Here is a 19,221-nt window from a genome sequence, read left to right on the forward strand (position 1 = left end):
CCTTTACTCCCGAAAAAGGCCCTATACTGAGCGCAGCATGGAAGACGAAATCAGCTTGCGCGACCTTTACCTGATGCTCAAGCGGCAGAGCCGCTGGATCCTGGCGGTGACCGTCCTCGTGACGGTGGCGGTCTTCGCCGTGAGCAGCCTCTGGCCGCCCACCTACGAGAGCGAGGCCGTGGCCCAGGCGCTGGTGCTCAACCAGGACGGCAACGACCTCGGCTTTCCCGCGGCGGCCTACGTCTTCCGCACCCTGCCCGCCGGCCCCGCGCTGGGGGTCGGCTTCAACAAACAGATCGAGACCAAGGGCCCCTACGTGGCCCGGGTCGTGGGCAACGCCCCCATCGAAGCCAAGGCCCGCTTCGACGACAAGAAGAACCTGCTCACGATCACGGTGCGCGGCGGCGACCCCGAGGAGGCCTGGCAGTTCGCCCTCGACCTGCTCAGCGCCTTCGACGACTACGTCAAGGACCGCGTCTTCCAAAGCGCCGGGGCCAACCTGGCCGGCGCGCTGGCGCAGTCGCGGCTCAAGCTCGCCTCGGTGCAGTCGCAGATCAGCGAGCTCGAGGCCTCGCTGGACAAGGTGCCGCGCGTGAACGCCGGAACCGACACCCAGACCGCGCTCGAGTCCGCGGGGGTCCCCCCCAACGTGGCCCGCGCCAGCAACCCGGCGCTCGCCTACCTGGGGCTCGAGCTCGCCAAGCAGCAGGCGCAGCTCGCCAACCTCAACGCCGAGATCGCCTCGCTCGAGGCCCTGGCGGGCGACCCGGCCCAGCTGCGGCGGCTCAGCGAGCAGGTCGCTCAGGTGAACGTGCTCAGCCCGCCGGCCGTTCCCAAGGAGCCCGTCGCCCCCCGGGTGCTGCTCAACACCGCGCTCGCCGCCGTGCTCACGCTGATGCTCGCCGTCTTCCTCGCCTTCCTGCGCGAGGCGGTGGCCGCCGAGCCCGGGGTCAACGCAGCACCTGCCCCGGCTTCACGCTTAGAGCCCGACGAAGCGGCAACCACGCCGAAATAAGCACGGTCCCGAACGCGAGCCCGCTGACCCAGACGAAGTCGGCGGGCTGAATCTGCACCGGCAACTGGGTGATGAAGTAGAGCTCGCCGGGAATCGTCACCGGCCGCAGGGCGAAGTAGCTCGAAAGCGCCCAGCCCAGCAGGTCGCCCAGGACCACCCCGGCCCCGCCCAGCAGCACCGCCTCGAGCGCGAAGGCCCCGGCCACCTGGCCCGCGCCGGCGCCGAGGACGCGCAGGATGGCGATGTCCGCCTTCTTCTCGAGGACGACCAGGACGAGCACGTTGGCGATGCCCAGCGCCGCCACGACGACGATGAGGAAGACGACGATGCCGATGACCCTTTTCTGCAGGGCGAGCTGCTCGATCAGGGTGCGGTTGGCGTCCTGCCAGGTCTGGGCCAGGTAGCGGCCGTCCGCCTCCAGCGCCCGCGCCACCTCCTGAGCCTTCTCGGGGTCGGCGAGGCGCAGGTGCCAGCCGCCGATGGCCCCCGGCGTCTCCAGCAGGGCCTGCACGTCGGCGATCGGCGCGAAGGCGAAGACCGAGTCGATCAGGTAGTTGCCGGTCACGAAGCGGCCGATCACGCGGAACGGCCGCCGCTGCTGGTTGACCGACAGGGCGTAGACGGTGTCGCCGGGCCAGGCCCCGAGCGAGCGGGCCAGCGCCGAGCCGAGGACCACGCCGCCCGGCGACAGCGCCTCGAGCCCCAGCCCCGGGTAGACCTGCGCCGCCCCCGGACCCACGCCGATCAGGGTCCCGAAGTCGACGCCGGCGCGCCGCCCCTCGCCGGCGCGGCGGGTGAGCAGCGCCTTGGCGATCAGCACCGGCGTTTCCGCGACGATCTCGGGGTGTTCGGGGCGGGGCGCGTCCTCGGGGTCGAGCGCCGTCAGGGTCACGTGCGGCACCGCGCGCAGGGTCGCCTCGATCAACCCCGCGGTGAAGCCGTTGGTGAGCGAGAGCGCCGTGGTCAGCACGGCCACGCCCGCGGCCACCCCCAGCACCGTGATCAGACTCTGGGTTTTTCGGTAGGTCAGGTGCTTGAGGGCCAGGAACCAGGCGAAACGCACGCCCTCACTCTACCGCCCGCGCTGGAGCACGGTGATGCGGACCCGCCGCACCCCCCACTTGAGCGCGAGCGAGCGGTCGGGCATCCAGACGTCGATCTGCTGCCGCTTGCGCTTGTGCATGGTGTCCTCGACGACGAAGACGACGTCCTTGAGCATGGCGTCGAAACGGCCCTTGCCGCGGCCGGTGCGCCATTCGCCCAGGTCCTCGATCTTGACCTTGGAGCCGTAGGGGAGGTCGGAACCGAGCAGGTCGCGGCTCACCGCGATGATGCCGAAGCGCGTCCGCGCCCCGGTGGCGGTGACGAACGGGGTCGAGTCGGTCTCGCGCACCGACGAGGTGTACGCGGTCGCCTTAAGCACGAGCACTTCGGGCCCCGACGCCTGCACGCCCAGCGGCAACGCCACGGCGAGCGCAAGCAGAGCCAGCGTTCGTATCCACCGCATACCCCTCACCTCCAAACGAAAGTGTAGAAAAAAACAAATAAATTGTTTAAGAGCCGGACGCAGATTTTCTCATCTTGGCGGTTTCGGCGCGGTCCTCCTCCGGGCCGGCCGCGGCGGACGCGTCCCCGACGGTGCTCACCGGCCATGCTAGACTGCGGCTAGGTTAAGGAGGAGGCGCGCATTCTCATGAAGACGTCGCGGCACGGCTGGCTCGGACTCGCCCTGGTGGCGCTGGGGGTGCTCTACCTGGTGGGGCGGCCGCCCGGGGGCCCGGGCTGGCTGTGGGGCCTGCTGGGCGGCGGCCTCTTCCTGCTGCTGGCCCGGCGCGGCGCCCCGGCCGAAGCCGCGGGCCTCGGCAGCCTCCTGGTCGGCTGGGCGCTGGGGGCGCTGGCCGCCGACGCCACCGGCCTCGAGTCCCTCAAGCTGGTGGGGGCGGGGCTGGGGCTGGGGCTCTGGGGCGGCCTCGAGCGGCGGGAGCTCGCGACCTGGGGCGGCGGAGCCCTCCTCGCCGCGGGGGCGCTGGTCTTCTTCTGGGAGTCCCCCGGAGGGCTGTTCGTGGCCCTGGCGCTGCTGGCCTTCGGAGCCTACCTGCTGCTGCGGCCGCCGGCGCCGGCTCCTGCGGCCGCGGCGCGAACAGGCGCGGCGGTCTTCCGCGCCCTGGCCCGCTGGCGCAGCCTCCGCGCCGCCGAGCTGGGCACCGTCAACACCGAGGTGCTCTCCGACGCCGAGCTGGGCTGCCTGGCCGCGCTGGACGACCCCCGAAACCCCAAGCTCGTGGCGGGCTGCCTGGAAAAAGGCGGCGCCGAACGCGCCGCCGAGATCGTGCAGGTGATCGAAAAGGTCAGGGGATGATCACCTGCAGGGTGTACTCGCCGCTGGTGATGCCGTCGGCGCACCCCGGAAGGGTGTTGCAAAAGCCCGCGAGCGCGCCGCTGCCCTGCGCCTGGACGTAGACGAAGTCGCCGTTTTGCAGGTCGGTGAACTCCTCGCCCGGCTCGAGGACCGTCTGGGTGTCGATGCCGCGCACGACCTTGGCCCGGGCGTGCACGGTGGTGCCGCCGGCGAGCTCGAGCGTCGCCGGACCGGTCCCGGTGTAGGTCCAGGTGTCGAGCTGGCCCAGGTAGAGCAGGGCGCCGGTAGCGGTGGCGTCGAAGCTATAGGCGTTGTCCTTCGCGATGTCGCCCTGCCGGGTGACCGCGCTGACCCGGACCATGGTGGGGTCGCCCGCCAGGTTGGTAACCTCGACGTAGGCCTTGCCGAAGTTCGCGGGCAGGTTGACCGAGTAGACCCCGTTTGGGGTGATGCCGAGCCCCACCGCGCCCGATCCCAGCACCTCCGGCTGCGGCGCGGTGAAGTACTGCCGGCTCACCGTCTGGGCGTAGACGGCGTCGTTGGCGTCGAAGACGCGCAGGCGCAGCGAACCGGCGGCGGCGTTGGTCACGTCGGTGGCGTCGATGCGCACCGGATCCGCACCCACCAGCAGCTCGAAGCGGGCGGACTCGCCCTCGCCCAGCACGTTCGACTCGACCGCCGGGCCGTCCACGACGATGGGCGTCCCCGGCAGGATGATGTTGATGTTGCAGGCGGACAAAAACCCCAGGAGCAACGCCCCCAGCATCCACTTCTTCATCGAACCCCTCCTTTGTTCCATTCTAGCGCAGGTCCCAAGGCCTTCCTTTGGAAACGATTAAGAAGACCTAAATGCGGCGGCCTTACTCGAGCACCGCCAGGTAGTCGTACAGGTCGGGCCCGCCCGCGTGCACCTCGACGTCGAGGTCCTCGTAGGCGGCCTCGATCTTCCGCACCAGTGCCTGTACCCGCTCGGCCTCGACGGCGGGGCTGTGGAAGAGGGTGAGGATCTCGTAGTCGTCGGCGTCGTCCAGCGTCAGCTTGAGCAGGTTGAGCAGCGCCTCTTCGGGATCGTCGGCCACCACGGTCAGCTTGCCGTCGCGCAGCCCGATCACCTGCCCCTCGCTGACCTCGCCCACCTCCTCGACGACCGCGTCGCGGCTGGCGCGGGTTACCTCGAAGGTGACGGCGTGCGCGGCCGCTTCCTTCATCTCCTCGGTCAGCCCGGCGGCGTCCGACTCGGGGGCGTAGAGCACCGCCGCGGCCAGCCCCTGACCCAGGGTGCGGGTGGGCACGACGTAGACCTTCTTGCCCTCCTTCTCGGCCAGCTCAGCGGCCTTCTCGGCGGCGAGGATCACGTTCTTGTTGTTGGGCAGCACGATCACCTCGGGGTTGGGCAGGCTCTTGATGGCGTCGAGGATGTCCTGCACGCTGGGGTTCTGCGTCTGCCCTCCGGCGACGATGCGCGCCCCCAGGCCGCGGAAGGCCTTGATCACGCCCCAACCGCTGGCCACGGCCACCAGGCCGGTGGGCGGCGGGGCCTCGTCGGCGGCGCCCACGGCCGAGAGGATCTCCGAGTGCTGCTCGGACATGTCCTCCACTTTGGTGCGCTTCATCCTGCCGTAGCGGGCCACCGTAGCCAGCAGCGCGTCGGGCTCGTTGGTGTGGATGTGCCCCTTGACGTAGCCCTCGGCCCCCACGACGAGGAGCGAGTCGCCGAAGGGGGCGACGAGCTCGCGGATCTTCTCGACGGGCTCCTTGACGTCCTCCATCAGGAACTCGGTGCAGTAGCCGTATTCTTCTTCTTCGAAGGCCTCCTGGGCGTACTTCTCGATCTTGGGGGGCTCGGGCAGGGGCTTTTCCAGCACGAACCCCTCGAGCCCCTCGACGAGGTAGAGGTAGCCCTTGCCGCCGGCGTCGACGACGCCCGCGGTCTTCAGCACCGGCAGCATCTCGGGGGTCTGTTCCAACAGCTCGCCGCCGCGCCGGATCGCCCCCGCCAGCACCGCTTCGATCGTCGCAGCACCCTCCTCCACGGCCTGCTGCGCGCCCTCGGCCACGCCCCGCGCCACGGTGAGGATCGTGCCCTCGACCGGCTTCATCACCGCGCGGTAGGCCGACTGCGCCCCGGCCTCGAGGGCCTCGGCGAGCAGTTCGGGGGTCACCGCGGGGCTGCGCTTGATCGCCTCGGAAAAGCCCTTGAGCAGCTGCGAGAGGATGACGCCCGAGTTGCCCCGCGCGCCCAGGAGGCTGCCGTAGGCGAGCGCCCGCGCCACCTCGCGCATCTTGGTGTTGTCGCAGAGGTCGAGTTCGCGGCGCACCGACTGCAGGGTGAGGTGCATGTTGGTGCCGGTGTCGCCGTCGGGAACGGGATAGACGTTGAGGGCGTTGACCTCCTCGACGTAGACGGCGAACCAGTCGGTGGCGAAGCGGAAGGCGTCGGCCAGCGCCTCGGGCGACCACTTATCCACGGCTGACCCCCACGACATGGACGTGCACGCGCTCGAGCTTCACCCCGGCCAGCTTCTCGGCCGCCCACTCGGCGCGCTCGGCGATGCCCTCGACCACCGTCGGCACCTTGACCCCGAAGGCCACGACGACGTAGAGGTCGGCCTGGTAGCTGCCGGGCTTGGCGGGGTCGGCCTTGATGACGACCCCCTGGCTGGCCTCGCTGCGGCCCAGGATGCGGCTGAGGCCGTCGCGGATGCCCACCGGGCTCATGCCCACCACGCCCGGGACCTCGTGGGCCGCCAGCCCCACGATGGCCGCCAGGGCCTGTTCGGTTACGGTGATGTTCCCCTTCATGGCGTCTCCTTCCCCGTTCGCTTCAACGGATGCGTTCCACCCGGACGAGCTCGGCGGAGAGTCCTCCCCAAGACTGCCCGAAGTAAATTCGCAGCGGCCAGCGCGCTTCGTTGCGCCCGTACCACACCTCGATCTGCGCCCCCTCGCCTTCGAAACGGTAGCCCTCGGCCTCTATGCGGCCGGTGGGCGACGAGAGCCGCCGTACCCCCAAGAACGCGAGCGGGGCCCGAACCAGGCGGGGGTAGTTGATCAACCAAAGCGGCTTCGGCTCGGGGTGCACCCTGACATAATACAGGACCGACAAATCGTCCAGCACGTCGGTCTGCGGCTCGCGAAAGGTGTACACCTGACCGGTGACCCAGACGAAGCGCACCGCGGTCTCCTGGCCCACCACGGCGGTGAGGACGCGCCGCCCCTCGCCGGGCACGGTCAGGTCCCGCTGGAACCGGCGGGTGAAGAGGTCGCGCCGGGTGTACGAGTCCGAAACCAGATCGAACCCCACCAGCTGCGCGAGCCCGCCGCCACGCACCCGTCCGGCGTAGTGCCAGCCGCTCCCGGTGCGTACGGCCTCGATGGCCTGGTGCCCCACGACCAGCCCCTTCCAGCGCAACACGTAGACGAGCCGCTCGCCGTTGGGCCAGGGGACGGGCGGCGTCTCCGGCAGATCGGACCCGGCCGCGGCGAAGGCGGCCAGCGCGAGCGCCAGCCCCACCACGGTACGGCGCATACCCCCACTCTAACGGGACCGCCCCGGCGCGCGCGGCGCCGGGGCGGCGGGAGGGGGGAGGCGTCAGCTGCGCAGCGCGTCCTCGGGCGGGGTGTAGGGCAGGCCGAAGGCCTCGGCCACGGCGGCGTAGGTGAGCTTGCCGTGGTAGGTGTTCAACCCCTTCAGGAGCGCCGGGTCCTCCGCCAGCGCCGCCACGCCCTTCTCGGCCAGCTTCATCGCGTAGGGCAGCGTCTGGTTGGTGAGGGCGAAGGTGCTGGTGCGCGGTACCGCGCCGGGCATGTTGGCCACGCCGTAGTGCACCACCCCGTCGATCACGTAGGTGGGCTCGGCATGCGTGGTGGGCTTGATCGTCTCCACGCAGCCGCCCTGGTCCACGGCCACGTCCACGATCACCGAGCCCTCCTTCATGGTGGGCAGCATCTCGCGGGTCACCAGGTGGGGCGCCTTGGCCCCGGGGATGAGCACGGCGCCGATCAGCACGTCGGCATAACGCACCGCCTTTTTGATGTTGGCCTCGGTCGAGGTGAGCGTGGTCAGGCGGCCCGCGAAGACGTCGTCCAGGTACTGCAGGCGGGCGTGGTTGACGTCGAGGATCGTCACGTGCGCGCCCATCCCCACGGCGATCTTGGCGGCGTTGATGCCCACGGTGCCGCCGCCGAGGATGACCACGTCCGCAGGCGCCACGCCGGGCACGCCCCCGAGCAGCACCCCGCGGCCGCCGTACGACTTCTCCAGGTACTTCGCGCCCTCCTGGGTGGCCATGCGTCCGGCCACCTCGCTCATCGGCACCAGGAGCGGCAGCGCGCCGTCCGCGGTCTGCACGGTTTCGTAGGCGATGCCGATCACGCCCGACTCGAGCATCGCCCGGGTCAGCTCCTCGCTCGCGGCCAGGTGCAGGTAGGTGAAGAGGATCAGATCCGGGCGCAGGTAGGCGTACTCGGCGGGTAGCGGCTCCTTGACCTTGACCACCATCTCGGCGCTCCAGGCTTCCTCGGCGCTCACCAGCCGCGCCCCCGCCGCCTCGTACTCGGCGTCGGCGAGGCCCGAACCCGCTCCGGCGCCCCGCTCGACCCAGACCTCGTGCCCGCGCTTGGTCAGGCTCTCGACCCCGCCCGGCGTCATGGCCACGCGGTTTTCCAGCGTCTTGATCTCCTTGGGTACTCCGATCTTCATAGCGGGCCTCCTTGATTCGAGGCTACGCCAAGCGCATTCCCGAATGGAAGGGCAAACCCAAAGCGTTCCGGCTGGATTTGTTAACGAACGTAAGCCATACTGGGGCCATGGCTTTACGAAACAAAAACCGCCTGGACCGGGTGGACCTGGCCATCCTCACCGAGCTGCAGGCGGACGCCCGCATCTCGATCAGCGAGTTGGCGCGCCGCGTGGGGCGCAGCGCCCCCGCGGTGGCCGAGCGCGTGCGCAAGCTCGAGGAGGCGGGGGTGATCGAGGGCTACCGCGCCCAGATCAACCCCGCGGCGCTGGGCTTCTCGGTCATCGCCCTGATCGAGCTGACCACCACCCCCGCCCACTACGACGAGGTGAACCGCTACGCCGCGCGCACGCCCGAGGTGCAGGAGTGCCACTTCGTCACCGGCGGCGCGTCGTTCATCGTGCGCGTGGTGGCGCGCTCGATCGACAACCTGCGGCGGATCATCGAGGAGTTGAGCGTCTACGGCAGCACCCGCACCTCGGTGGCGCTGGCCTCGCCCATCATCAAGACCCGCTTCGATCTCGAGGCGCTGGCCCGCCCGGATGCCTAGAACCTGGGCTTGCGCTTTTCGAAGAAGGCCGCAAGCCCCTCCTCCAGGTCGGCGCTCTGGCGGATCCAGGCGCCGGCGGCGGCGGCGTAGCGCAGCGCGTCCTCGAGCCCCATCCCGTAGAACGAAGCCAGCAGCTCCTTGGTGAGCGCCAGCGAAGCGGGGGCGTTCTCGGCGATGCGGCCGGCCCAGGCCACGGCTTCGTCTACGCTGGTACCCGCCGCCGCCACGCGGCCCGCGAGCCCCATCCGGTAGGCGGTCGGCGCGTCCACCAGGTCGCCGGTGAGCAGCAACTCGCGGGCGTGCTTCTCGCCTACCGCGCGCACCAGCAGCACCCCCACCAGCGCGGCTACGAAGCCGATCTTCACCTCGGTGTAGCCGATGCGCGCCTCCTCGTCCATCACGATCAGGTCGCAGGCGGTGGCCAGCCCGGCGCCGCCGGCGACCGCGGGGCCGTTCACCGCCGCCACCACCGGCTTGGGGAAGGTGTAGACCCGCAGGAAGAGGTCGCGCAGCCGCCCCGAGTGGGCCAGGTTGGCCTCGGCGGACTCGCTGCGTACCCGCCGGAGGAAGTCCAGGTCGGCCCCGGCCGAGAAGGCCCGGCCCGCGCCCGTGATCACCAGCGCCCGCACCTCCTCCGCCGCCTCGGCCGCGTCCAGGGCCTGGTGCAACGCCCGCGCCAGTGCGTCCGAAAGGGGGTTGCGGCGCTCGGGGTCGGAGAGGGTGAGCACGCGCACCCGCCCGATGTCCTTGGTGACGACCCGTTCGCTGCCCATACACCCAGACTACCCGTATTTCCGTGGAGCGGGTCAGTCCACGCGGATCGTCCGCGGGTCGAAATCGACCTTGGGGAAGCGCGGGTCCATGGCCTCGAGCGTCTCCACGAGCACCCGCGCCACGATCAGGTTACGCTGCCACTTGCGGTCGGCGGGCACCGCGTACCAGGGGGCCGCGGCGGTGGAGGTGCGCTCGAGCATGACCCGGTAGGCCTCGGTGTAGGCGTCCCAGAGCTTGCGCTCCGCCAAATCGGCGGGGTTGAACTTCCAGTTCTTCTCGGGGTTGGCGAGCCGCGCCTCGAGCCGCTCCTTCTGCTCTTCCTTGGAGATATGTAGAAAGAACTTGACGATGCGCGTGCCCTCGTCGGCCAGCAGCTGCTCGAAGGCGTTGATGTGGTCGTAGCGCCGCTCCCACACCTCGCGCGGCACCAGCCCGTGCACCCGCACCACCAGCACGTCCTCGTAGTGGCTGCGGTTGAAGATGCCGATCTCGCCCCGCGCCGGCGCGTGCCGGTGCACCCGCCAGAGGTAGTCGTGCGCCAGCTCGAGCGCGGTCGGTTTCTTGAACGTGGTGACCCGCACCCCCTGGGGATTGACCGCGCGGAAGACGTGGCGGATGGTGCCGTCCTTGCCGGCGGTGTCCATGCCCTGCAGCACGATCAGGAGGGCCTGGCGGCCCTCGGCGTAGAGGCGGGCTTGCAGTTCACCCAGCCGCCGCGAGAGTTCGACCAGCTGCTTGCGCGCCGTTTTCTTACCGCCGCCGAAGCCGTCGTCCTCGCGCGTAGGCCACCGCATGAGGTCGACGGGGGCGCCGGGTTCGATCCGGTACCGGGAAACGTCCATGCTCCAGTCTACGCAAATCGGTTTTGTGACGGTTTTGTGACGCGACCGCGCTACCCCTGAGGCGAGGTGATGAAACGATGCGCATACGTTGGTGGATGCTGCTCACCCTCTTCCTCACCGCCTGTGGGACACAAGAACCACCGGCTCCCCAGGTGAACGCTTTCTACCCTCCGGACGGCTACCACGGTTTCAAGAAAGACGAGTCGCTCCGCATCGCCTTCAACGAACCCATGGACCCGGCCACCACCGAGGCCGCCTTCCAGTTGCTGGGCCCGGCCGGCGCTCCGGTAGCGGTGAGCTTTACCTGGGAAGACGGCGGCCGCCGACTCAAGATTACGCCGGCCAACCCGCTCGCCTACAGCCCCGACAGCAGCTACCAAAGCTACCGCTACCTGCTCTCCACCGGGGCACGCTCGCAAAGGGGAACGCCGTTGGAAAGCGACCTCGACGTCTCCTTTACGACGATGCGCACCCTCACCGAAGTGCGCGACGCGGTCGCGGCGCTGGACGGCGCGGTTTCCTCAGCCGGTTTCGTATACAACGACCCCAACGACCCCAGCGCCTACACGACCGCCCGAACCGGCGACACCGTGGCCGATAAGGGCCTGCGCAGCTTCTTCGCCTTCGACCTGAGCGGGCTCGACGTCGCCGCCGAAGACGTCGCCTTCGCCCGGCTGGACCTCTACAACACCGCGCTCCGGGGCGCTCCCTTCGGCCCCGGGAACCTCGGCAACCTGGTCACCGAAACCGTGGACTACCTGGACGACGATCAACTCGACGCGGGCGACTACGCCCTCGCGGCGGGCCGCATCCTGGGCACGGTGGCGTCGTGGGGAAGTGGTGTCCACGTCAACCTCGATGTGGACGAGGGCTTGAAAGACGCGCTGGACGCCAGCGGCGCCTACCTGCAACTGCGACTGCGCTTTGAAAACGAGAGCAACGGCGACGGCTCAGAAGACAGCGTCAACCCCGCCACCGGGGAAGACACGAACCACCCGCCACGGCTGACCGTTGGTTACTACGCGCCCTAAAAGGTGATGTTGATGTTGGCAAGACGAACTATCTTATCGCTGTTCGGACTCCTCCTGCTCGCCGCCTGCGGCGGCAGCCAACCCGCCGACGCCACCGCGCCTACCGTGGTTTCGGTCTACCCCGCCGACGGCTTCCACGGCTTCAAACGGGGCGAGGCGATTACGATTACCTTCAACGAACCCGTCGACCCGATCAGCGTCATGGAAGCCTACCGTTCGGACGACGAAGGGCTGAAGCCCGACCAAGTGACCTTCGCCTTCGCCGACGGTGGCAAGAAGGTGTACATCCAACCGGTCCAGCCGCTGCTCTACAGCCCCACCGACGCCTACCTCTACTACGCCTTCGAGCTCGGCCCTGAGGTCAGCGACCGCTCCGGCAACCCCCTGGCCCAGCCCCTGCGCGTAAGCTTTAGCACCATGCGCACGCTCACCGCCAACCTGCCCTCAGAACGCGCCTTCGACGGCAGCGCCTCGCCCACCGCCGCCGTAAGCGACCAGGCGCTCCTTTCCGTTGGCGACGGCGCCACCGACGCGGGCATCCGTGGCTTCTTCAGCTTCGCCTTTCCCGAAGACGCTGGCGGGGTGCTGGCGGCCGAGCTGCGCTTCTTCGTCCACCACATCAGCGGAACCCCCTTCGCCGATCTGGGCCGGTTGAGCCTCGAGCCGGTAACCCTGGGTGACGCGCTGGACGCCACCGACTACTACGTCTCGGCGCTCGCGACCCCCATCACCGACGCCGGCACCGGCTGGACCGACGGCAGCTACCGCACCTACGGCGTGAGCGACTGGGCCATCGCCGCCTGGAACGAAGGGCGAGGTCGCCTGGAAGTCCGGCTCCGCTTCGACGCCGAGACCGACCACGACGGCTCTACCGACGCCCTCTTTCTCGTGGCTCAGGACGCCGAGGAAGTACCCGAAGCCATCGGCCCCGAGTACCTTCCGGTGCTGCGCCTTACCTACTACGGCCCCTGACCGGACGGCTTGTGACGGTTATGTGACGGTGCGGCCGCTAGGCTCCGGTCGTTAGGAGACGACCGTGAACCACACCTGGACCTACACCTTCACCGCACTGCTCCTCGTCCTCGCCAGCTGCGCCGGCACCGGCACCGCGCCCGACACCACGCCGCCCGAGGTGCGCTCCAGCTCCCCGGCCGACGGCTCCCACGGGGCCACCAAGAACGCCGTCATCTCCGTCGCCTTCAGCGAGCCGATGAACGAGGCGGCCACCGAAGCGGCCTTCGTGCTGGAGGACGCCGGCGGTTCGCCGGTGGCGGTCACGCTGAGCTGGGCCGACGAAGGCAAGCGCCTCGTGGCCGTACCCAGCGCCCCGCTCGCCTACAGTTCCGACGCCAGCTACCAAAGCTACACCTACCGCGTCGGTACCGGCGCCGCCGACAGCGCCGGCAACCACCTGGCCGCGGCCTACGAGGCGACGTTCAGCACCATGCGCCGGCTGGGGTTCACCCTGGAGGGGGAAGCGGAGCTCGACGGGTCCGTTTACTCGAACGGGGGCGTCTACGACAACCTCTCAAACACCTTCGTGGGCGACGGCCCATCGGACTTCTACGTCCGCGCCTTCTTCTCCTTCCCGCTGAGCAGCCTGCCCGCGAACGTCGAGTCGGTGGAGCGGGCCCGGATCAACCTCTACAGCAAGAAAGAAAATAACGGCGACGCGCTTCACTATCGCCTGGAGCACGTCGACTACGGCGACCGCCTGGACGCGGCCGACTACGGCCTCACGGCCCTCGCCAGCGAGCCGGTCTTCCCGCCCGACGACGGCTGGTTGCGAGCCGACGAACGCGGCTGGCTCCAGGAAGACCTGAACGCCGGCCGCATCCGCTTCCAGATCCGCCTGAGCTCCGACAACAACGGCGACGGAAGCGAGGATGGCTACTGGCTGACCACCACCGACGCCGGCAGCGACAAGCCTTTCGTGCAGGTCGTCGTCTACGCGCCTTAGCTAGCGTCGCCTCATCCGGCGCTCCCCGTAGGCGAAGAGGCGCACCCGCCAGCCCGCAGGGAGCGCCCGCAAAAGGCGCAAGGGCCAGGCCAGCCGCCTCGGGAAGGCGACCTCGAAGGCGCGGCCCGCAAGCCCACGGGCGATGATGCGCGCGGCCGCGTCGGCCTCGAGCATGAAGGGCATGGGGAACTCGTTGGCGGCGATGATCGGCGTCTTCACGAAGCCGGGACTGATGAGCTTCAGGTCGATCTTCTCGCGCTGCAGCTCGGCCCAGAGCGCCTCGGCGTAGTAGGCGAGCGCCGCCTTGCTGGTGCCGTAGCCGCTGGTGCGCGGCAGCCCCGCGTAGCCGGCCAGCGAGCCCACCAGCGCGATGGTACCGCCGCCGGCGGCGCGCATGCGCGGCCTGAGGGCGTCGAGGGCGTAGGCCACGCCCAGCAGGTTGACCTCAAGGTGCTTTTTCAGGTTCGCCGCGGTGTCGTCGCGGCCCGCGCGCTTGAACGCCGCGCCCGCGTTCAGGACGGCGAGGTCCAGAGGGCCCGTGTCCTCCCAGACGGCGGCCACCGTCCGCTCCACCGCCTCGGCGTCGGTGACGTCGAGGGGGTAGGCGGCGCCGCCGGTTTCGCGCGCCACCGCTTCCAGCCGCTCGACGTTGCGCCCCGAGACCAGCACGTACGCCCCCTGGCGGGCGTAGTGCCGGGCCAGGGCCCGCCCGATGCCGCTCGAGCCGCCGGTGATCCAAACCCGATGAAACCTCTTTTCGCCCATCTGCCCCCGATTCTACCCCCGGGACGCTCTGAAGCCGCGGGCGTACGCGGGCGCGGCGCTAGATCTTCTCGCTGCTGTGGGTGATCTTGCTGCCCGGCGGCACGCTCTCGGTAAGCCAGACGTTGCCGCCGATGACGGAGCCGCGGCCGATCGTGACCCGGCCCAGGATCGTCGCCCCGGCGTAGACGATCACCCCGTCCTCCAGGATGGGGTGGCGGGGCACGCCCTTGACGGGGTTGCCGTACTCGTCGAGCTCGAACTTCTTGGCCCCCAGGGTCACACCCTGGTACAAACTCACACCCCGGCCCAGTACGGCCGTCTCCCCGATTACGATGCCGGTGCCGTGGTCGATGAAGAAGCGCTCGCCGATCTGGGCGCCCGGGTGGATGTCGATTCCCGTCAGGCTGTGGGCGCGTTCGCTGATGGCCCGGGGCACCAGCGGCACCCCCAGGCGGTAGAGCTCGTGAGCAAGGCGGTGGTAGGCGATGGCCAAAAAGCCCGGGTAGCAGCAGGCCACCTCCTCGGGGCTCGTGGCCGCGGGGTCGCCCTCGTAGGCGGCCTGCGCGTCCAGTTCGAGCCTGCGCCGCACCTCGGGAAGGCGCTCGAGCCAGGCGTCCACGAGCGCCTCGGGGTTGTCGTACCGGGGACGGGGTTGCGAGGTCTGCGGCAGCGCCCGGGCGCGGGCGAAGTCGAGCGCCCGTCCCACCTGGACCACCATCTCGGCCCGCACCTCGCGCAGCACCGCCAGCACGTTCGTCTCCGCGCCGCCCGCCGGAAAGAGCAGGCTCCGCAGCCGTTCCACGGCCTCGTGCACCACGCCGGGCCGCGGCAGATGCTCGAGCTGCAGCTCCTCTGCGCCCGCGGTCAGCCTGGCGGCCAGCTCCTCCAGAGAAACGTTCATAACGTCCAGCTTAGCGCCAATCGGCGGGTTTCGCGCGCCCGGCTCCGCACGGCTCAGTCCACCACCTCGAACCCCAGCTCCGCGGCCTTGTCCACGAAGAACTGAATGTTCTCGCTCTTCGTCTGCCCGCCCAGGCTCTTGCGCTCCCAGGCTTCCTCGGCGGCCAGGATCATCGTCTCGGCCAGGCAGGCCGGCACCAGGTCGGGCCCGCCGAAGCGCAGGTCGAGGTTCACCTCGGCCTCGCCGGGGAGGCGCACCACACCGCCGGGGATGACGCGCACCCCGGGCAGCTGCCGAACGGCCGGGTCCACGTCGGGGGGCACGCCCTCGTCGTAGATCCAGGCGCCCGGCTTGACGAAGTCGGGAAAGATGACCGCCGCCGGGTCGGAGGTGGCGGTGAAGACCAGGTCGGCCTCCTTGATGGCGGGGATCTCGGTCGTCGTCACGATCTCGGTCGTCGCCCCCTTGCGGGCCACCAGTCGGCGCAGCGTCTCGGCGCTCTTCTCGAGGCGCTCGAGGTTGCGCCCCACCAGGATCAGCCGCCCCACCAGCGGCGCGATCTGGCGGGCGATGCCGAAGGCCACCACCCCGTTGGCGCCCACCACCGCCGCGGTCACGTCCGAGAGCGGCTTGCCCTCGCGCTCGAAACGCTCGAGGATCTGCGGGATCGCCGCCTTGACGGTGCCGGCGGTGTAGGCCCCGCCGTTGGTCACCTGGATCTCGGGCACGGCCTCCTGAACCCTGAGGCCCTTCTCGCCCACCACGCTCCAGAAGGCCCCCAGGCCGAAGACCGTGGCCCCCAGCTCGGCGGCGAGCCGCGCGCCCTGGATGGCGCGGCGGGTGGCCAGCTCGGGCTTGCCGGTGATCTGGTGGGGCAAGAGCGGCGCCGAGATGAGGTAACAACGAATCTCGCGCCCATCCCTGGTGCGCACCCCGCGGATCTCGCCCACCTTCATCGGCCGGAAGTACTCGGCGATGCGCTCGACCCAGGCCTGACGAACCAGGCCGGCGTGCACCAGCGGGCGCAGCCAGGCGAAGCGGGGGCTCTGCCAGAAGTCCTCGAGGGTGAGGGGGTGGATCATGAAGGCGCAGACGACCTGGTCCTCGCCGGGCAGCGGCGCGGGCTCGCCCAGCTTGGGTTCGGTGCCCTCAAGGATGCGGCCCAGGTTCTCCTTGTAGCGCCAGATCACCAGCACCGCCAGCACCCAGGCCAGCACCTGGGCGGTCGCGCTCGCCGGCAGGAACATGAGCACGAGCGCCAGCGAAAAGGCGACCGTGACCACGGCCAGCGAGGCGTAGCCGGTGAGGGCGTAGACGACGAGGGCGAAGACGAGCGGCAGGAAGGCCTGCAGGTAGGGGTAGCCGGTCACCGAGAGCCCGGCAAGCAGGCCGACGAGCAGCGCCCCGCCGCGCGGGCGGAAGGGGCGCTCGGGGGCGAGGAAGGGCGGGGGGTAGAGGTGGCCCAGGTAGGCGGCCACGGCGAAGAGGAGCGCCGCCTCGAGCCCCAGCCCCCGGGCCAGGTAGACCGCGAGGAAGCCCTTGAAGACGTCCAGGCCGAAGGCGAGCAGCACCGGCCCCGCGCCCAGCACGCGCGCGGCGCTCTCGAAGCCCAGGTTGTAGACCGAGGCGAGGCGCGGGCTCTTGCCCGACAGCCGGCGCACCGCCCAGTAGCCGACCGGCACGGCGCCGATCAGGTAGGCGAGCAGCGCGAGGGGAAGTAAGGTCCAGGTCAAGTCGAGCCTCCCTAGCGGGTCCAGTTTACAAGAGGCCGGTTAGCGGGCCATCCATTCGAGCCCCTTGAGCACGCCGGTGGCCGCCAGCGTGACCAGCACGCCCGCGAGCAGCACCCCCAGCGCGATCGCGGGACCGGCGAAGCGCTTCTTGAGGCCCAGCACCACGGCGATCAACGCCCCCGTCCAGGCGCCGCTGCCGGGCAGGGGCACGGCCACGAAGAGCAAGAGCCCCAGCGCCCCGAACCGCTGCACGGTGTCCTCGCTCTTCAGGCGCACGCGCGCCTCGAGCCGGTCCCACCAGCGCTTGAACGCGGGGAAGCGCTCGAGCCAGGCCACCACTCCCGGCACCAGCCAAAGCAACAGCGGCACCACCAGCAGGTTGCCCACCAGCGCCGCGACCAGCGCCGCCAGCGGCGAAAGCCCCAGCCCCAGCCCCAGGGGAATCGCCCCGCGCAGCTCCACCACCGGGAGCATGCTCACGAAGGCGACCCAGAGCCAGGCGGATACCTCGGAAAGCGTCATGGCCTCCAGCATAAACGGCGCGGCCGCGGCCGCGCCGTAAGGATACCTACGCACTCAGGCGTTCTTGGCCCGCTCCACCAGCGCCGCGAACCCCTCGGGGTCGCGCACGGCAATGTCGGCCAGCATCTTGCGGTCGATCTCGATGCCCGCAGCCTTGAGGCCGTGCATCAGCTTGGAGTAGCTGAGGCCGTTCTGGCGCGCCGCGGCGTTGATGCGCGCGATCCAGAGGCGGCGGAAGACCCGCTTCTTCTTGCGGCGGTCGGCGTAGCTGTGCTCGGCCGCGTTGAGCAAGGTCTCCTTGGCACGCTTGATGTTCTTGGAGCGGCTGCCCCAGTACCCCTTGGCCTGCTTGAGGATCTTCTTGTGCTTGCGGCGACGAACGACGCCCGTTTTCGCTCTCGGCATGGCGCGCCTCCTAGTCGTAGGGCAGGAGGTCGCGGATGCGGCGCGCCTCGCCCTCGGCAAGCACGAACTTCTTGCCCTTGCTGCGGATCTTCTTCCCCGACTTGTGCCAGTTCAGGTGGCGCTTGCCGGGCTTGGAAGCCAGTACTTTGCCACGGGCGGTCACTTTCAGCCGCCCCTTGGCGCCCTTATGGGTCTTCATCTTCGGCATGCTTCTTCCTCCGCCGGCCGGGCGCCCCGTAGGGTCTTGCAGAGCCCGGACGCAGCAACCGCCAGTCTAACACACCGGCCGCGCCCCCGTCACCCTTAGTCTGCAGATTGACACGCCGCGTGTTGATATTTGCCACGCAGCGTGTTATTTTGCAAATATGCCCCACTACCGCCCGCGTCATTTGTCCGACCGCTTAAAACGCGCTTTGAAAACCCACCCAGCCGTCTTCCTCGAAGGGGCGCGCCAGGTGGGGAAAACCACGCTGGTCAAGAAGCTCGCGCGCGAGTTGGAAATGCGCTACGTGACGCTCGACGATCTCGACCTGCTGACATCCGCGCAGGCCGACCCCGAGGGGTTCCTGACCAGCTGGGACGAGCCGCTGGTCATCGACGAGGTGCAGCGCGCACCCGAACTGCTGCTGGCCATCAAGGCCCGGGTGGACCGAAAACGCGCTCCGGGTCGGTACCTGCTTACGGGTTCGGCCAACGTGCTGGCGTTGCCGCGGGTCGCGGAGGCTTTGGTGGGCCGTATGGCGGTGCTGACCCTCTACCCTTTCTCTCAGGGGGAGCTGGAAGGACGCCGCGAGGCATTTCTCGAACGCGCCTTTCAGGGCCGCCCTCATCCGGAATGGGAAGGCGCGGATGTTTGGGAGCGGGTGCGGCGCGGCGGTTTTCCCGAGGCTGTCCGGCTGGAAAACGCCGACCGGGCGGAGTGGTTCGCCGGGTACGTGCGCACCCTGTTGGAACGCGACGTGCGCGACATCTCGGGCGTCGAGCAGGTGGCCGTGCTGCACGCGCTGCTGGCGCTCCTGGCCGAGCGGACGGGCAGCCTGCTCAACATCAGCGAGCTCAGCCGCAGCCTAGGCAGACCCCGTTCCACCACCGACAAGTACCTGCGTCTTTTTGAAAAACTGTTCCTGGTGCACCGGCTGCCCGCCTGGGCCGCGAACCCGACCAAACGGCTTACCCGTTCCCCCAAGCTCCACATGGTCGACACCGGCTTGGCCGTCCATCTGGCCCGCGTCTTCAATGAAGGCGCGCTCCTGGAGACCTTCGTGACCATGGAGTTGACCAAGCAGCTGAGCTGGACCACGGAGCCGTACCGTCTCGCACATTTCCGGGACGCAAGCGGCCGCGAAGTGGACCTTGTCCTGGAAGGTCCCGAAGGCCTGGTGGGCATCGAAGTGAAATCCAAGCGCCGAGTCGGGCCTGGCGACTTTTCCGGCCTGCGGGTGCTCAAGAGGTCGGCACCCGAACGCTTCCGCGCCGGCTTCGTACTCCACCCGGGCCCGCAAGCTTTGCCCTTCGGCGACCATCTTTGGTCGCTGCCCATACAGGCGGTCTGGCGGTGGGGAAACGACGATCCGAAGAACGGCAGCGAGCTCGAATAAGGCCGCCTGGCGACCGGGCCGCAGAGT

22 protein-coding genes are annotated in these 19,221 nt (G+C 69.6%); 7 read left to right on the forward strand and 15 right to left on the reverse strand.

Features of this window, described 5'->3' with window-relative positions:
• The first annotated feature begins 37 nt into the window (after window positions 1-37).
• Window positions 38-1,015: a Wzz/FepE/Etk N-terminal domain-containing protein gene (locus HNQ05_RS11130; protein ID WP_147148449.1), complete on the forward strand. Its 978-nt coding sequence runs from the start codon at window positions 38-40 to the stop codon at window positions 1,013-1,015.
• Here HNQ05_RS11130 and HNQ05_RS11135 read toward each other — a convergent pair.
• Window positions 951-2,078, reverse strand: a complete 1,128-nt coding sequence (locus HNQ05_RS11135; RefSeq protein WP_147148447.1) for an FtsX-like permease family protein — start codon at window positions 2,076-2,078, stop codon at window positions 951-953. The genes HNQ05_RS11130 and HNQ05_RS11135 overlap by 65 nt on opposite strands.
• A gap of 9 nt (window positions 2,079-2,087) precedes the next feature.
• Complete coding sequence (locus tag HNQ05_RS11140) at window positions 2,088-2,522, reverse strand: 3D domain-containing protein (protein ID WP_147148445.1); 435 nt, start codon at window positions 2,520-2,522, stop codon at window positions 2,088-2,090.
• Window positions 2,523-2,708: 186 nt separating this feature from the next.
• Here HNQ05_RS11140 and HNQ05_RS11145 point away from each other — a divergent pair, with 186 nt between their 5' ends.
• The gene (locus HNQ05_RS11145) at window positions 2,709-3,374 is read left to right on the forward strand and encodes a hypothetical protein (protein ID WP_147148443.1); all 666 of its coding nucleotides are present in this window, start codon (window positions 2,709-2,711) and stop codon (window positions 3,372-3,374) included.
• On the opposite strand, the gene HNQ05_RS11150 is transcribed toward HNQ05_RS11145, so the two are convergent.
• The 5 genes from HNQ05_RS11150 to ald all read right to left on the reverse strand — a co-directional run bounded on the left by HNQ05_RS11150 (window position 3,364) and on the right by ald (window position 8,076).
• Entirely contained in the window at window positions 3,364-4,152 is a 789-nt protein-coding gene (locus tag HNQ05_RS11150) for a hypothetical protein (RefSeq protein ID WP_147148441.1), read from the reverse strand. The genes HNQ05_RS11145 and HNQ05_RS11150 overlap by 11 nt on opposite strands.
• An 82-nt stretch (window positions 4,153-4,234) precedes the next feature.
• Window positions 4,235-5,842 carry a fatty acid kinase ATP-binding subunit FakA gene (locus HNQ05_RS11155; RefSeq protein WP_147148439.1) on the reverse strand — a complete coding sequence of 536 codons (1,608 nt, stop codon included), beginning with the start codon at window positions 5,840-5,842 and terminating at the stop codon, window positions 4,235-4,237.
• Window positions 5,835-6,176, reverse strand: coding sequence for an Asp23/Gls24 family envelope stress response protein (locus HNQ05_RS11160; protein WP_147148437.1), 342 nt, complete (start codon window positions 6,174-6,176; stop codon window positions 5,835-5,837). Before HNQ05_RS11160 ends, HNQ05_RS11155 begins: the two co-directional genes overlap by 8 nt.
• Window positions 6,177-6,198: 22 nt before the next feature.
• On the reverse strand, window positions 6,199-6,903 hold the full coding sequence (locus tag HNQ05_RS11165; protein ID WP_147148435.1) for a DUF3108 domain-containing protein: 705 nt from the start codon (window positions 6,901-6,903) through the stop codon (window positions 6,199-6,201).
• A gap of 63 nt (window positions 6,904-6,966) precedes the next feature.
• Window positions 6,967-8,076, reverse strand: a complete 1,110-nt coding sequence (gene ald, locus HNQ05_RS11170) for an alanine dehydrogenase (protein ID WP_147148433.1) — start codon at window positions 8,074-8,076, stop codon at window positions 6,967-6,969.
• A 107-nt stretch (window positions 8,077-8,183) separates the two neighbouring features.
• Between ald and HNQ05_RS11175 the strand changes: the two genes are divergently transcribed.
• Window positions 8,184-8,663: an Lrp/AsnC family transcriptional regulator gene (locus tag HNQ05_RS11175; protein WP_147148431.1), complete on the forward strand. Its 480-nt coding sequence runs from the start codon at window positions 8,184-8,186 to the stop codon at window positions 8,661-8,663.
• Here the strand turns inward: HNQ05_RS11175 and HNQ05_RS11180 are convergent.
• Both HNQ05_RS11180 and HNQ05_RS11185 read right to left on the reverse strand, forming a co-directional pair.
• Window positions 8,660-9,436 carry an enoyl-CoA hydratase/isomerase family protein gene (locus HNQ05_RS11180; RefSeq protein WP_147148429.1) on the reverse strand — a complete coding sequence of 259 codons (777 nt, stop codon included), beginning with the start codon at window positions 9,434-9,436 and terminating at the stop codon, window positions 8,660-8,662. The two genes, HNQ05_RS11175 and HNQ05_RS11180, sit on opposite strands and share 4 nt — an antisense overlap.
• A 33-nt stretch (window positions 9,437-9,469) precedes the next feature.
• Window positions 9,470-10,279: a polyphosphate kinase 2 family protein gene (locus HNQ05_RS11185; protein ID WP_147148427.1), complete on the reverse strand. Its 810-nt coding sequence runs from the start codon at window positions 10,277-10,279 to the stop codon at window positions 9,470-9,472.
• A 77-nt stretch (window positions 10,280-10,356) separates the two neighbouring features.
• Between HNQ05_RS11185 and HNQ05_RS11190 the strand changes: the two genes are divergently transcribed.
• The 3 genes from HNQ05_RS11190 (at window position 10,357) to HNQ05_RS11200 (ending at window position 13,270) form a co-directional block, all read left to right on the forward strand.
• Complete coding sequence (locus HNQ05_RS11190; protein WP_147148425.1) at window positions 10,357-11,310, forward strand: Ig-like domain-containing domain; 954 nt, start codon at window positions 10,357-10,359, stop codon at window positions 11,308-11,310.
• Window positions 11,311-11,325: 15 nt separating this feature from the next.
• The gene (locus HNQ05_RS11195; protein ID WP_183677819.1) at window positions 11,326-12,282 is read left to right on the forward strand and encodes an Ig-like domain-containing domain; all 957 of its coding nucleotides are present in this window, start codon (window positions 11,326-11,328) and stop codon (window positions 12,280-12,282) included.
• Between the two features lie 64 nt (window positions 12,283-12,346).
• Window positions 12,347-13,270 carry an Ig-like domain-containing domain gene (locus tag HNQ05_RS11200; RefSeq protein WP_147148420.1) on the forward strand — a complete coding sequence of 308 codons (924 nt, stop codon included), beginning with the start codon at window positions 12,347-12,349 and terminating at the stop codon, window positions 13,268-13,270.
• On the opposite strand, the gene HNQ05_RS11205 is transcribed toward HNQ05_RS11200, so the two are convergent.
• The 6 genes from HNQ05_RS11205 to rpmI are packed head-to-tail and all read right to left on the reverse strand — an operon-like array spanning window position 13,271 to window position 17,804.
• Window positions 13,271-14,035 (reverse strand): SDR family NAD(P)-dependent oxidoreductase, encoded by a 765-nt coding sequence (locus tag HNQ05_RS11205; protein ID WP_147148418.1) that lies wholly within the window; start codon window positions 14,033-14,035, stop codon window positions 13,271-13,273.
• A gap of 58 nt (window positions 14,036-14,093) precedes the next feature.
• Window positions 14,094-14,936 carry a serine O-acetyltransferase EpsC gene (gene epsC, locus HNQ05_RS11210; protein WP_147148416.1) on the reverse strand — a complete coding sequence of 281 codons (843 nt, stop codon included), beginning with the start codon at window positions 14,934-14,936 and terminating at the stop codon, window positions 14,094-14,096.
• 53 nt (window positions 14,937-14,989) lie between these two features.
• Window positions 14,990-16,669 (reverse strand): glycerol-3-phosphate acyltransferase, encoded by a 1,680-nt coding sequence (locus tag HNQ05_RS11215; protein ID WP_147148414.1) that lies wholly within the window; start codon window positions 16,667-16,669, stop codon window positions 14,990-14,992.
• Window positions 16,670-16,708: 39 nt separating this feature from the next.
• On the reverse strand, window positions 16,709-17,191 hold the full coding sequence (locus HNQ05_RS11220) for a COG2426 family protein (protein ID WP_147148412.1): 483 nt from the start codon (window positions 17,189-17,191) through the stop codon (window positions 16,709-16,711).
• 54 nt (window positions 17,192-17,245) lie between these two features.
• Window positions 17,246-17,596: a 50S ribosomal protein L20 gene (gene rplT / locus HNQ05_RS11225; protein WP_147148410.1), complete on the reverse strand. Its 351-nt coding sequence runs from the start codon at window positions 17,594-17,596 to the stop codon at window positions 17,246-17,248.
• 10 nt (window positions 17,597-17,606) lie between these two features.
• Window positions 17,607-17,804 (reverse strand): 50S ribosomal protein L35, encoded by a 198-nt coding sequence (gene rpmI / locus HNQ05_RS11230; protein WP_147148408.1) that lies wholly within the window; start codon window positions 17,802-17,804, stop codon window positions 17,607-17,609.
• A 205-nt stretch (window positions 17,805-18,009) separates the two neighbouring features.
• Between rpmI and HNQ05_RS11235 the strand changes: the two genes are divergently transcribed.
• Window positions 18,010-19,194, forward strand: coding sequence for an ATP-binding protein (locus HNQ05_RS11235; RefSeq protein WP_246104131.1), 1,185 nt, complete (start codon window positions 18,010-18,012; stop codon window positions 19,192-19,194).
• Window positions 19,195-19,221 lie beyond the last annotated feature (27 nt).

This window comes from Oceanithermus desulfurans (genome assembly GCF_014201675.1).
GTDB classification, from domain to species: Bacteria; Deinococcota; Deinococci; order Deinococcales; family Marinithermaceae; genus Oceanithermus; species Oceanithermus desulfurans.